The sequence below is a fragment of the Rhizobium sp. GW821-FHT14E12 genome (assembly GCF_058803745.1).
The window spans coordinates 335,671-349,097 of sequence record NZ_JBXAPH010000002.1; the positions used below are offsets into that span (position 1 = coordinate 335,671).

Annotated in this window: 11 protein-coding genes; 7 read left to right on the forward strand and 4 right to left on the reverse strand. The window is 62.2% G+C overall.

The window, feature by feature from the left end; translation table 11 throughout:
- Positions 1–23 precede the first annotated feature (23 nt).
- The 7 genes from AC1RO0_RS09775 (at position 24) to AC1RO0_RS09805 (ending at position 9,165) form a co-directional block, all read left to right on the forward strand.
- On the forward strand, positions 24–983 hold the full coding sequence (locus AC1RO0_RS09775; protein ID WP_498592698.1) for an ABC transporter permease: 960 nt from the start codon (positions 24–26) through the stop codon (positions 981–983).
- Positions 983–1,822, forward strand: a complete 840-nt coding sequence (locus AC1RO0_RS09780) for an ABC transporter permease (protein WP_498592699.1) — start codon at positions 983–985, stop codon at positions 1,820–1,822. The genes AC1RO0_RS09775 and AC1RO0_RS09780 overlap by 1 nt, the downstream gene beginning before the upstream one ends.
- Complete coding sequence (locus tag AC1RO0_RS09785) at positions 1,819–3,561, forward strand: ABC transporter ATP-binding protein (RefSeq protein WP_498592700.1); 1,743 nt, start codon at positions 1,819–1,821, stop codon at positions 3,559–3,561. Before AC1RO0_RS09780 ends, AC1RO0_RS09785 begins: the two co-directional genes overlap by 4 nt.
- Before the next feature lie 22 nt (positions 3,562–3,583).
- On the forward strand, positions 3,584–4,603 hold the full coding sequence (locus tag AC1RO0_RS09790) for a serine hydrolase domain-containing protein (RefSeq protein ID WP_498592701.1): 1,020 nt from the start codon (positions 3,584–3,586) through the stop codon (positions 4,601–4,603).
- 10 nt (positions 4,604–4,613) lie between these two features.
- Positions 4,614–5,729, forward strand: coding sequence for an anhydro-N-acetylmuramic acid kinase (locus AC1RO0_RS09795; RefSeq protein WP_498592702.1), 1,116 nt, complete (start codon positions 4,614–4,616; stop codon positions 5,727–5,729).
- Between the two features lie 106 nt (positions 5,730–5,835).
- On the forward strand, positions 5,836–6,786 hold the full coding sequence (locus AC1RO0_RS09800) for a lytic transglycosylase domain-containing protein (protein ID WP_498592703.1): 951 nt from the start codon (positions 5,836–5,838) through the stop codon (positions 6,784–6,786).
- Between the two features lie 108 nt (positions 6,787–6,894).
- Entirely contained in the window at positions 6,895–9,165 is a 2,271-nt protein-coding gene (locus tag AC1RO0_RS09805; protein WP_498592704.1) for an FdhF/YdeP family oxidoreductase, read from the forward strand.
- Positions 9,166–9,176: 11 nt separating this feature from the next.
- On the opposite strand, the gene guaD is transcribed toward AC1RO0_RS09805, so the two are convergent.
- Genes guaD through AC1RO0_RS09825 form a run of 4 tightly spaced genes read right to left on the reverse strand, consistent with a single transcriptional unit; the run spans position 9,177 to position 13,427 of the window.
- Positions 9,177–10,535, reverse strand: a complete 1,359-nt coding sequence (gene guaD, locus AC1RO0_RS09810) for a guanine deaminase (RefSeq protein WP_498592705.1) — start codon at positions 10,533–10,535, stop codon at positions 9,177–9,179.
- An 11-nt stretch (positions 10,536–10,546) separates the two neighbouring features.
- The gene (locus tag AC1RO0_RS09815) at positions 10,547–11,404 is read right to left on the reverse strand and encodes an aromatic ring-hydroxylating dioxygenase subunit alpha (RefSeq protein ID WP_498592706.1); all 858 of its coding nucleotides are present in this window, start codon (positions 11,402–11,404) and stop codon (positions 10,547–10,549) included.
- A 29-nt stretch (positions 11,405–11,433) separates the two neighbouring features.
- Positions 11,434–12,369 carry an ABC transporter permease gene (locus AC1RO0_RS09820; protein ID WP_498592707.1) on the reverse strand — a complete coding sequence of 312 codons (936 nt, stop codon included), beginning with the start codon at positions 12,367–12,369 and terminating at the stop codon, positions 11,434–11,436.
- 14 nt (positions 12,370–12,383) lie between these two features.
- Positions 12,384–13,427 (reverse strand): ABC transporter permease, encoded by a 1,044-nt coding sequence (locus tag AC1RO0_RS09825; RefSeq protein WP_498592708.1) that lies wholly within the window; start codon positions 13,425–13,427, stop codon positions 12,384–12,386.

Here is a 13,427-nt window from a genome sequence, read left to right on the forward strand (position 1 = left end):
ATGCCTGACCTAGAGGACGTTTCATGGGGTATCTAGCGCGCCGGCTGATGACATTCCCGCTGATCATGCTGGGAGTGTCCGTCCTCGTGTTTGTCGCCATCCGGCTGGTGCCGGGTGATGCTATCACGGCGATGCTGGGAACCAATGCAGGCCTGCTGACGCCGGAGCAGCGACAGGCGCTTTCCGCCTATTTCGGCATCGACCAGTCATGGTTCGTGCAGTACTGGCGCTGGCTGTTTGGCCTGCTGCAAGGCAATCTCGGCCTCTCCGTCACCTACGGCAAGCCGGTACTCGACATCATTCTCGAGCGGTTTCCGCTGACCCTTGAGCTCGCGCTGCTCTCCATGGTCATTGCGCTCCTGATCGGCCTGCCGGCGGGCGTCTTTGCCGCGACACGAAATGGGAAACTGTCCGATCTTCTGGTGCGTATCGCCGCCATGATCGGGCAGTCCACCCCGAATTTCGTTCTCGGTCTTCTCATCATCTATGCGCTCTCGGCGGGCTTCGGCGTGCTGCCGACCATGGGTGCCTTCACGCCGATCTGGCAGGATCCCCTCGGAAATCTCGGGCAGATGATCCTGCCGGCGTTGACGCTCGGCTTTGCCTTCGCGGCTTCCGTCACGCGCGTTGTGCGCTCAGCCATGCTCGACGTTCTGAGCGATGACTATGTCCGCACCGCCCGCAGTCGCGGCGTGCCGGCGCGCGGCGTCATCTGGCGGCATGCTCTGCCGAACGCGCTCATTCCGGTGGTGACGCTGAGCGGTGTCGAGTTCGGCTATCTGCTTGGCGGTGCTGTTCTGGTCGAGCAGATCTACGCCCTGCCGGGGCTTGGGCGCATGGTGCTCGATGCCATCCTGCAGCGTGACTACGCGCTGGTGCAGGGCAGTGTGTTGTTCATCGCCTTCAACTTCATGGTCGTCAATCTTCTCGTTGACCTCGCCTATGTCGCGCTCGACCCACGCGTTCGTCTGGGAGAGGGCTGATGCGTATCGTCAAGGCCATTTTCGGGCACACGAGCGGCCGGATCGGAGGCGTGATCGTCTTGATTTTTTTCATGCTTGCCGTTCTCGGCATGCTGGGGCTAACGCCGCACAATCCGCTGACCCAAAACCGGATCGACCGCTTGCATTCACCGAACGCCGTCTACTGGATGGGCACAGACCTCTTCGGTCGTGATGTCGCAAGCCGGCTGATGAACGGCATCGGCGAATCCTTCACCGTCGCCTTCCTCTCGGTGGCGCTCGCGAGCCTGATCGGCACCGTGCTGGGCTTGACTGCCGCCTGGTTCGGGAAGCGTTGGGACGGGGTGATCATGCGGATGATGGATGTGCTCCTGGCTTTCCCCGCGATCCTTCTTGCCCTCCTGATCATCGCCATCGTTGGACCTGGCACCTGGACCAGCGTCGCCGCCATTGCCATCGTTTACACGCCGATCTTTACTCGCGTCGTTCGCGGCCCGGCGCTCTCGCTGAAAGCGCGCGATTTCGTCGATGCCGCCCGCACCTTCGGCAGCAGCAAGCGCTATATTTTGACGCGGCACCTGCTGCTCAATCTCGTCGCACCGCTGACAGTGCAGATCACGCTGGCGCTGGCGTGGTCGCTTCTGACCGAAGCCGGCTTGAGCTTCCTTGGGCTCGGCACGCAGCCGCCGGCATCTTCGCTCGGGCTGATGCTGAGCGACAGCCGTAACCTGATTGAAACCGCTCCCTGGCTGCTGATCTTCCCCGCCATCACCATCATGATCAGCATCCTCGGCTTCAACCTGCTCGGCGATGCCTTGCGCGATATTCTCGATCCGAAAATGCGGAGGGCAGGCCCATGATTCCTCTGCTTTCCGTCTCCAATCTGGAGGTGGGTTTCGGACGCAATCCGCAAGCCAATAAGATCGTCAGTGGCGTCAGCTTCGATCTTGCCGCCGGCGAGACGCTGGCCATCGTCGGCGAGAGCGGTTCGGGCAAGTCGGTTACCGCACTGTCGATCAACCGCCTCGTCGATTTCGGCGGCGGGCGCATTGTCGGTGGCTCGATCAGATTGAAGCGCGCCGAGAACAGCATTCTCGACCTGACGACGGCGAGCGAGGCAGAACTGACGAAAATCCGTGGCGCCGAGATTGGGATGATCTTCCAGGAGCCGATGACCTCGCTCAATCCGGTGCTGACCATCGGCACGCAGATCGAGGAGTCTTTCCGCCTGCATCGCGGGCTGACTGGACGCCAGGGAAGAGCGGCTGCGAAGGATGCGCTGGATCGCGTTCGTATCCCTGACGCCGCTCGGAGACTTCAATATTGCCCGAACCAGCTTTCCGGCGGCATGTTGCAGCGGGTGATGATCGCGACCGCGCTCGCCTGCAATCCGCGCTTGCTGATCGCGGATGAACCGACGACGGCGCTGGACGTGACGGTACAGGCGCAGATCATGGCGCTTCTCGCCGAGCTGAAGCGCGAGACCGGCATGTCGATGATCTTCATCACCCACGATATCGGCCTTGTTGCCGGCATTGCCGACAAGGTCATGGTGATGCAGGCAGGGCAGGCTGTCGAGCAGGGTGAGTTGAACGAGATCCTCGACAGACCGACGCATCCCTATACGCAGCATCTGCTTCATTCCGTTCCGCACTTTTCGGCTGGCCGTGCGGCGCGATCGGATTTTAGTCGCGACGAAGTGGCTGAACCTGCGCCAGCCTTAAAGGTCGAAGGGCTGACTGTTCGCTTTCCCGTATCGGGCAGTTTCTTTCATCGTCCGACCGGCGCAGTGCATGCGGTCGAAGGTGTCGATTTCGATCTGCTGCCCGGCGAAACGCTGGCGATCGTGGGCGAGAGTGGTTCGGGCAAATCCACGACGGCGCGAGCAATCCTCGGTTTGGTGAAATCGACGCGCGGTACGTTTACGGCGAAGGGCGCAAAGACAGCGGATCGCACGAGTGCAGTGCAGATGGTGTTCCAGAACCCCTACGCTTCGCTCAATCCCCGGCTTCGCATCGATAGCATCCTGGCGGAACCCGTCATTGCCGCTGGCGGCCGCGCCTCCGGCGAGACGCGCGACAGGATGGTCACGCTGCTGAAGCGCGTCGGCTTGCCCGAGAACAGTCTTGAGCGCTATCCGCATGAGTTCTCGGGCGGGCAGCGGCAGAGATTGTGCATCGCCCGGGCGCTGATGCTGAACCCTTCGGTACTGGTGCTGGACGAGGCCGTCTCAGCGCTGGATGTGTCAGTCCAGGCGCAGGTCCTCGACCTCTTGATCGAATTGCAGCGCGAATATCGTCTCGCCTATCTGTTCATCTCGCATGACATGGCGGTGGTCGAGCGGATTGCGCACAGGATCGCCGTGATCTATGCCGGAGAGATCGTCGAGATCGGCGATGCCGCTTCGGTGCTGTCGCAGCCGAAGCATTCCTATACCAGGCGGCTGATCTCGGCCGTGCCTACGGTCGATCGCCGACGGGAGAGTTTTGCGCTCGATACGCGCCAGGTTCCGTCTCTGGTTCGCCCGATCGGTTTCGAGCCGGACGCACCCGAATGGCACCGGTTCTCGGGGGATCACATGGCCCAGGCGGAAGCTTGAGAGAGAGGTGGCGGGGAGGGACATGACGGCAGCGGGAAAAATGGACTTCGCACAGCGCTTCGACCGGGCATTCTCCCCTGTCGAAGCCGCCGTTGCGGCCGGGCGCATTCCCGGCGGCGTGCTCGGCATTGTCGATCTTGATGGCGGCCGCATGGTCCACGCGGTCGGCTCGGCGCAGACGGTTCCGGTTACGCGGCCGATGCTTACCGACACATGGTTCGATCTGGCCTCGCTCACCAAGGTCATCTTCACCACGCCGCGCATCCTGGCTTTGGCTGAGGCGGGCACGATCGATCTCGACGCGCCGCTGATTACGCTGCTGCCGGACCTGCGCCAATATGATGCGACTGCCTGGGAGCGGAAGGTGACCTTTCGCCAATGCCTCGGCCACCAGACGCCATTTCCCGCCGTCGCGCCGCTTTATACCTATGGCCAAAGCCCCGATCTACTTCGTGCCTTCATTCTGCAGCGCGAGTGGCGGGCGGGTCCGCCTGTCTATTCCGACATCAACTTCATTCTGCTCGGCTTTGCATTGGAGCGCCTGACTGGGCAGACGATCCGCGATATGGACGCCGGACCCGGGTTTGCCTTTTCCGCTGCGCCCGATCAGGCGGCCGCGACGGAAGACTGCACCTGGCGTCATCGCGTGCTCTCGGGCGAGGTCCATGATGACAATTGCTCGGCGCTGGAGGGTGCCGGTCATGCCGGCCTCTTCGGAACTGTCGCTTCGGTCCTCGATTTCGCCGAGGGGTTGCTGACCGGCGCCGGTGCCGCCGAATGCTCGATCACCCTGATGCGGACGCCTCTATCGGCGACGCGCACCCATGGCTGGGAGCGTCCCTATGATGACTGGTCCGGCGGCAAGCTATGCTCGCCGGGCACGATCGGCCATACCGGCTTTACCGGCACCGGCCTCTGGATCGATTTCGACAAGGGCAGGGCCTGGACCCTCCTCACCAACCGCATTCATCCGACACGCCATTTCGACAGCGGGATCCTGATGCTTCGCCAGAGCGTCGGCGATCTTATCAATAGAGCCTAGGAGTTTGATCATGGAACCAATCTGGGCAGTCGGTCTGATGACCGGAACCGTTCTCGACGGCAATATCGATGTCGCCTTGATCAAGACCGATGGCGAGCGGATTGCGGAATTCGGCCCCTACGCCCTGGCGCCCTATCCGGACTGGATCAGGCGGCTGCTGGAAGAGACCTTGGCGCAGGCAAGGGTGTGGAATTTTAATGGGCCGGAGCCGGCCATCTTCAAGGAGGCTGAGGAGGCATTGACGCGCGCCCAGTCGGCTGCCGTCAAGGAGCTTGTCGAAGGCTTTGGGCTGACGATGGCCGATATTGGGGTGGTCGGCTTCCACGGCCAGACCGTGCTTCATCGCGCTCCGCAGAAAGGTCGCCTCGGCGATACACGCCAGCTCGGCGATGGCGAGCTGATGCATTCTATCCTCGGCACGAAGGTCGCCTATGATTTCCGTTCCGCCGATGTGCGGGCGGGCGGGCAGGGTGCGCCGCTCGCCGCCGCCTATCATACAGCCTTGCTGCGCAGCGCGGGCACCGGCGATGACACCGCCATCCTCAATCTCGGCGGCGTCGCCAACATCACCTGGTCGGACGGTGAGGGCAATTTCGTCGCCTTCGACACCGGGCCGGCCAATGCGCCGCTCAATGACTTCATCAAATCCCATGGGCTTGGCGAAATGGATCGCGATGGCGCGCTTGGCCGGGCGGGGACGGTAGACGAAACCCGGCTCGCCAAGCTTCTGGAGCATCCCTATCTCAGCGCTCCCTATCCGAAATCGCTGGATCGCTTCGATTTCGGAGCCTCGATGGCCGATGGGCTTGGCGTCGAGGATGGGGCGGCAACGCTCTCCGCTTTTACAGCCTCGGCCGTCGGTAAGGCGCTGGACCTGCTGCCGCGCCGCCCGAAGAAGCTGGTGGTGAGCGGTGGCGGCCGTCACAATCCGACGATCATGTCGATGCTCGAGACGCGCGCCGGCGCAACGCCGATCGGGGCCGAGATGTTTGGCTGGCGCGGTGATGCTGTCGAAGCCGAATGCTTTGCCTTTTTGGCCGTGCGCGTGCTTCGGGGCCTGCCGATCAGCTTCCCCGGTACGACAGGCGTGCCCGGGCCAATGCGCGGCGGCCGTCTTGCCGAATAGATTGTATCGCTGCCACCATTGCAGCCTTTACGGTTTTCGTCATCGCGCATCGATGCTATCTAGAGCAGAGCTAGCGATTTGACGGTTTCCAATGGGTTTCGCACGAATGGCAGGCAGACAGCTTCGGCCCGGCTTTGCCGGAAAGACCATAGGCTTTGTTGTTGCGTTCGGCGTCTTGATGTCCGCCGTTGTTCCCGCAAGGGCGCAACCCGAATGGAGCGTAGTGCCGCCATCCTGCATTTCCGGACCGTTCATCACCGATACCGGCGAAACCCTCTGCATCCGCAAGGAAAGCTACAATCGCGATCTCTGCAAGGCGATCGACTATTTCGCTCAAGCCAATAAGCTTCCGCCGGACTATCTCGCCCGGCTGATCTGGCGCGAGAGCATGTTTCGGCCGGACGCCATTAGTCCAAAGGGGGCGCAGGGCATTGCCCAGTTCATGCCGGGAACAGCAAGATTGCGCGGCGTTCGCGACAGCTACGATCTGTTGGAGGCGCTGGGCAAGGCGGCGATCTATCTCGATGAATTGCGTGGCCGTTTCGGCAATCTGGGGTTCGCGGCCGCGGCCTATAATGCCGGCGAAAACGGCCTGGCGAATTTTCTCAATTCCGGCAGCCTTCCCTATGAGACGCGCAGCTACGTGGCGGCGATCACCGCCTATACGGTCGAGCAATGGAAGGATGATCCGCCTGAGATCGCGGCACCGGAGCTCGACAAGGGCAAACCCTTTCTGGAGGCCTGCGTGGCGCTCGCCGGCACCCGCCGGCTGAAACAGGTCGCATTGCAGCAAGAGCGTGCCTGGGCGCCCTGGGGCGTGCAGCTTGCCGAGCATTTTCAGCCCGCCGCCGCTCGCCGCCTGTTTTCGCAAGATATCAGCAAGCTTTCCGCACCGCTCAACAAGGAGAAGCCGCTCATCGTGCGCCAGCGCAACGGCAGCTTTGGTTTTCGCGTTCGCTACGCCGCCCGCATCGGCCGGGAAACGCGCGCGGAAGCGGAACAAGTTTGCGCCCAAATCCGTCAACAGGGCGGCAGCTGTCTGGTTTTCAAGAACTGAATTCCAACCGCTCGATCTATTGCACTTTACTCACTAACGTCCGAAGAATATTCGTCAATCGTCCAGGCTCGGGGAGGGAGTCTTGGAAGACAATTGAAGGAGCGAGCTATGGTGCAGAAACGTGAAGTCCCGGGTATCCGTCCTTATAGCGGCCCCGCCGGCGGCTGGGGTGCGCTTAAAGCCACCGCAAAAGCCGTCCGCGAGCAGATGGATGTGACCGAAGCGCCGCTGCTGCTGTTTCGCACCAACAAGCCGGATGGTTTCGACTGCCCCGGCTGCGCCTGGCCCGACAAGGAACATACCTCGACCTTTCAGTTCTGCGAAAACGGCGCCAAGGCCGTGACCTGGGAAGCGACGAACAAGCGCGTGACGCCCGAATTCTTTGCCGAGCATACAGTGAGCGAGCTGCTCCAGTGGAGCGATTACGATCTGGAGAATGCCGGTCGGTTGACGCATCCGCTGGTCTATGACAGTGCGACGGACACCTACAAGCCGATCGAATGGGAGGCAGCCTTTGCCCGGATCGGCGAAGTCATGCGCAGCATGCCCGATCCGGATATGGTGGAGTTCTACACCTCCGGCCGCGCCTCCAACGAGGCCGCCTTCCTGTTCCAGCTCTATGCGCGCGAATACGGCACCAACAACTTCCCCGATTGCTCCAACATGTGCCACGAGGCGACGAGCACCGGCCTGCCGAATTCGATCGGCATCGGCAAGGGCACGGTATCGCTCGACGATTTCGACCATTGCGACCTGATCATCTCGATGGGTCACAATCCCGGCACGAACCATCCGCGCATGATGGGGACGCTGCATGAGTGTTCGAAGCGCGGCGTGCCGATTATCGTCTTCAATCCGCTGAAGGAGAGGGCGCTTGAGCGCTTTGCCGATCCGCAGAGCCCGATCGAGATGGGCACGCTCAGCTCGACGCGGATCGCTTCCTCCTATTATCAGGTGAAGATCGGTGGTGACGCTGCGGCACTCAAGGGCATCATGAAGGCGGTTCTGGCGCTGGCGGAGACATCGCCGGATGCCATCGATCATGCCTTCATCGCCGAACACACCAACGGTTTCGATGCGCTCGCCGCTGATCTCAAGCAGACGGAATGGGCCGATATCGAGCGGGTTTCCGGCCTGACGCGCGTCGATCTCGAGCGGGTTGCCGACGCCTACGTCAAATCCAAGGCGACGATCATTCCCTACGGCATGGGCATTACCCAACACGCCAAGGGCACCTACAATGTGCAACAGATCGCCAATCTGCTGCTGCTGCGCGGTAATTTCGGCAAGCCCGGCGCCGGCATCTGCCCGCTGCGCGGCCATTCCAACGTCCAGGGCGACCGCACCGTCGGGATCACTGAAAAGCCCAATGCAGCATTGCTTGCCGGCATCGAGCGCGCTTTCGGCTTCAAGCCGCCGGAACATCATGGGCATGACGCGGTTGCCGGTATGCAGGCGATGGCGGAGGGGCGCTCGAAGGTGCTGCTGAGCCTTGGCGGCAATCTCGCCATCGCGCTTCCCGATCCGGAGCTCTGTGCCGAAGCCATGCGCAAGCTCGATCTTGCCGTCCACATGAACACCAAGCTCAACCGTTCGAACCTGCTGGTCGGCAAGGAATCGATCATCCTGCCGGTGCTCGGGCGCACGGAGGTGGATATCCAGGCGTCCGGCCCGCAATCGGTGACGATCGAAGATTCTATGTCCATGGTGCATGCCTCACGCGGCAAGCTGAAACCGGCCTCGGATCAATTGCGGTCAGAACCGGCGATCGTTGCCGCCATGGCGCAGGCGACATTGCTCAACAGCAAGGTCGAGTGGATGTATTTGGTCGACGACTACGACCGCATCCGCGACAAGATCGAGATCGTCTTCCCGGATTTCGAGCGCTACAATGAGCGCATCCGCGTGCCCGGCGGCTTCCGCCTGCCCATCGGGCCTACCGAACGCGTCTGGAAGACGCCGTCGGGAAAGGCGGAGTTTCTGTTGTTTCCGGGCCTCAACGAGGACAAGGAGCTTGCCGACGCGAGCGTCCTGAAGCTCGCGACCATCCGCAGTCATGACCAGTACAATACGACGATCTACGGTCTCGACGATCGCTATCGCGGCGTCTTCGGCCGCCGCGACGTACTGTTCATGAATGATGGAGACCTGGCGGCGAACGGCCTGGAGCACGGCGATCTCGTTGAGATCTCGACGGCTTTGCCCTCCGGCGGCAAGCGGCAGATGAAGCTGACGGCGATTTCCTACGATATCGCGCGGGGCTCTGTCGCCGCCTATTATCCGGAAGCAAACTGCCTCATCCCGATCGACTATCAGGACAAGCAAAGCGGCACACCGTCCTATAAATCACTGCCGGTGCGGATTACCAAGGCTGCATAGCCTTGGTGTCTCTAAACCTTGCGACCGCCGACCCAGGTGGTCGTGAGGTTTGGTTTGGACGCGGTGTAGATGATTTTCTGCAGGATGCCTTCACCCTCATCACGGTCTTCGAATAGCCGGACGGTGCCTTTCTCGGCTTCGGTATCGATCAGCACGGCGTCGAACTGATAGCCGGGCACAAACTGCCCCACAGGCAGATCGAGCGCGATGCCGCCACCTGATGTGGCGATATAGAAGGCATCGCGAAAATCGATCTGCGCCGGACCGAAGGTCGAGCGCGCGGCAGGCGGCAGGTTCGGGTCGACGCCGCTTTGCAGCATCCGCGAGACGAGGATCGCGCCCCGCGCGTTTTCGAGCATAGAGGCGCTCGGGCCGCCGGAAATATCCGTGCCGAGACCGACATGCAGCCCCTTTTCCAGCGCAGCCCGCAAGGGAAAGACGGCATTGGCGAAATAGGCATTCGACAGCGGGCAATGCGCAACCGCTGCCTTGCGTGCCTTGACAGTCTCCATGTCCCTCGCCGTCAGAAAATTCGCATGCGCCAAAACCGTCTTTCGTCCAAGCAGGCCGAAGCGATCGAGGCTATCCGTGTCCGTCATGCCGTGGCGGGCGAGCACATAGCCATGCGCCCAATCGCTCTCCGAACAATGGGTCTGCACATGGCAGCCACATTCCCTGGCGATGGCCCCGAGACCCTCGAGCGTCGCATCGGTGCAGGAGGGAATGAAGCGCGGCGTGACGACGGGGAGTACGCGCGCTTCTCCATTGTCCGGATGGCCGCGGACATAGTCGATCAGTGCCCGCGTGCCATCGAGCGCCTCTTCCGGCGACAGGTCGCGATAATAGTCCGGGCATTCCTCGGCATTGTCCATCGCCACCTTGCCGATCAAGGCGCGCTGACCTTTTTCGAGGCAGATATCGACCAACGCCCGTGTCGCTTCCTGATGGATGGTGGCGAAATAGAGCGCGGTCGTCGTGCCGTTGGCAAGCAGGTCCTCGACCAGCAGGCCATAGACGCGGCGGGCAAAGGCTGCGTCCTGGTAACGCGCTTCCAGCGGGAAGGTGTATTTCTGAAGCCAGACTTCCAGCGGCACGTCGAGCGCATCGCCGAGCTGCGGATATTGTGGCGCGTGCACATGCAGATCGACGAAGCCGGGCAGGATATAAGAACCAGCTGGCAGAGCCACGAGCTCACCGGAGGCATCACGGGCATCGCGGATGGTCCGGTAATTCGGATCGCCGTGGCGATGAACGGCGGTGATCGCGCCGCCGGCATCGATTTCGATCAGCACGTCGTCCAGAACATCGATGGTACCGCGCTCGGGTGAATGAAATCCCGACGCGCTCAGCGTCTTGCCGCGTAAATCCATTGCATTCTCTTTCAGGCGGCGATGATCGTCGTGCCGTAGGTGATGCCCTTTTCCTTCAGCCAGCGACGATAGGCAATCGAGGTGGCGTCGGCGCGTGTCGGGATTTCGGCGCGCGGCTCCAGTGGTAGCAGCACGGGGCGCTGGTTCTCAAGGATGATGCGGTCCTGGAGGAAAATGAGCTGCTGGAAATGCACCAGCTCCGTCGTCGTCGAGACGTCGTCGATCAGGAACATCACCGGATGGGCGCGGCAGCGGTCTGGATCGAGTGGCTGCACGAACAGGCAGATCACATCCCAGCGGTTGGCCGCATTCGGGCAGGTCTTGTAGAGCAGGGTCGTGAACGGGGTCATGACGCGATAGATGTAGTCGGTCATGATGCCTTCGCTGGCCGAAAGGGCTGCCTGCGGCTGGAAGAACTGGCAATTGGTCGCCCAGACCTCATCGACATCGCGGCGGATTTCGACATTGTACTGCGTCACCTCGGTATGTGGCTCGGCACCGAGAATGTCGGTGTGGACGAAAGGGAAATGCGCCAGATCGAGGAAGTTCTCGACGATCCTGAGCCCGGAGGCGCGCACAGCGACCGTACCGCAATTGACGACGCGCCGATCCGGCTCATCGGCTTCCGGCAAATCGAAAAGACCACCGGCTGGTGTGCCGAGCGTGGTCCAGACGAGGCCGAAGCGCTTGATCAGCGGCAGAGGCTCTTCCAGACCGTCGGCTTTGACAACGACCGTGCCGTCCTTGTCGCGCGTGACCGTGAGATTGGTGCCGAGAAGACGGTTTGCGGAGGTTCCGAACGGAATCTCCTTTTCAGTCTCAAGCGCGTACCACTGGTCGAGGGCTGCCTTGTCGGAACATTGGCTCATGCGGCGCTCCTTTTTTGTCCATCGATACCTTAGCGGACATCGCGATAATAGGGCAGGCCGATTGCGGCGGGTGCTGCCATGATACGGCGCATGCGCTGCCAGGCAAGAACCGGCACGATAATGAAGGCCATGGTGCTGAGATAGGGCAGCATGGAGAGGAAGGCGGGCGCGATCGGCCAGCCACGCGCCTGGCCGACGAAGCCGAGCGCAGTGATGAGGCCGAAGAGCAGGCCGGAGAGAACCGCGGGGATCGGCCGGTATCCGGCGAAGATGACCAAAGCCACCGCGATCCAGCCGCGCCCGGCAATGACGCCGTCGGACCAGGAAGGGACGAAGGCGAGCGTAAGGTAGGCGCCGGCCCCGGCTGCAAGGGCCGAACCGGCAGTCACATAGGCGAAGCGGATGAGATTGACGGGAATGCCTGCGGCGTCGGCTGCTGCTGGGTTTTCGCCGACGGCGCGCAGGTTGAGGCCGTGACGGGTGCGGAACATGATGTAGCTCAACGCCACCGGCAGAATGATGTAGATGAGATAGACGAGGATGTTCTGCGAGAAGAACGCCTTGCCGAGAATGGGGATATCGCTCAGCAGCGGGATCTCGATCCCGGAAAAGGTGGCGCGGGCCGGCATGCCGGAATAGGCGCGACCGATGCTGGAAGCGATGCCGTTGCCCATCAGTGTCAGCGCCAGGCCGCAGAGCACCTGATTGGCGCGCAGCAAAACGGTGGCGGCGGCAAAGATCATGCCGAAGACCGCGCCGATTGCCAGCGCGGCGATAAAGCCGATTGCCGGCGAGGGGAAAGCTGCGACCGTCGCGATCGCCGTTATGGCCCCCATCGCCATCAGTCCCTCGACACCGAGATTGACGACACCGACACGTTCGGCAAGCACTTCGCCGAGAGCAGCAAGCGCCAGCACCCCACCGGCGAGGAAGGCTGTGGTGAGGAGGCCGGTCAGAAGTTCCATGGTCTCTTTTCCCTTCAAACCTTGTCGCGGGCGATGCGGTAATGGGCGAGTTCGTCGCCGATCGCCGTCAGGAACAGGATCAGGCCGGTGATTGCCAGCACCGCCGACGTCGTCAGCCCCTGGGTCTGCAGGATGATGCCGGAGTTGAGGATGAAGGCCATCAGGGCGGCGGAGAAGATCACACCGATGGCGGAGTTGCGCGCGAGAACCGCGACCATGATGCCGAGATAGCCGTAATTGTTGGATATGCCGCCCTGCAGCCGGTGTACCGTGCCGGCGATTTCCAGCATGCCGGCAAGGCCGGCAATTGCGCCGGAGAGCAGCATGACGGTGATCAGATGGCGACGTGCCGGCATGCCGGCATACTGTGCCGCGGACGGATTGGAGCCGACGAGGCGGACTTCATAGCCCCAGCGTGAGAAGGCCAGCACGCCGGCGACCATGAGTGCGGCCAGAACGGCGATTGCAAACCCCCAATGGACCGATCCCCACAGTTCCGGAATCTCGGCCGACAGTCTCCGCGTCGCCGAATTCGCCATCCGGTCGCGCCAGGCGCTGGTGGCGACGTAGAAGACCAGGAGGATGGCAACGAAGTTAAGAAGCAGCGTAGTGATCAGCTCGCTGACGTTGCCATAGGCGCGAGCGAGCGTCGGGATAAGGATCCACACGGCGCCGCCGGCCAGGCCGGCAACGAACATCAACGGGAGGATCACGACCGGCGGTCCGGGCACAAAGAGGCCGACCGTGGCGGCGCCAAAGGCACCGGCGTAGAACTGCCCCTCGGCGCCGATATTCCAGACACCGATCTGCTGGCCGACCGCAACCGAAAGCCCGGTCAAGATCAGCGGTATCACGAGAACGCCTAGATCCTGAAGGCCGAAGCTGGAGCCGAAGCTCGCATCGACCACTTCCCAGGCAAGCTCGAGCGGATTGGCGCCAGTGGCGGCCAGGATGAGCCCGGCGAAGACCAATGCCAGAAGAATGGCGGCGATGCGCGCGCCAAAGGCAATGACGGGCGAGGCGGAGGGCATGCGCTGGAAACGCCAGGATGCGGCCAT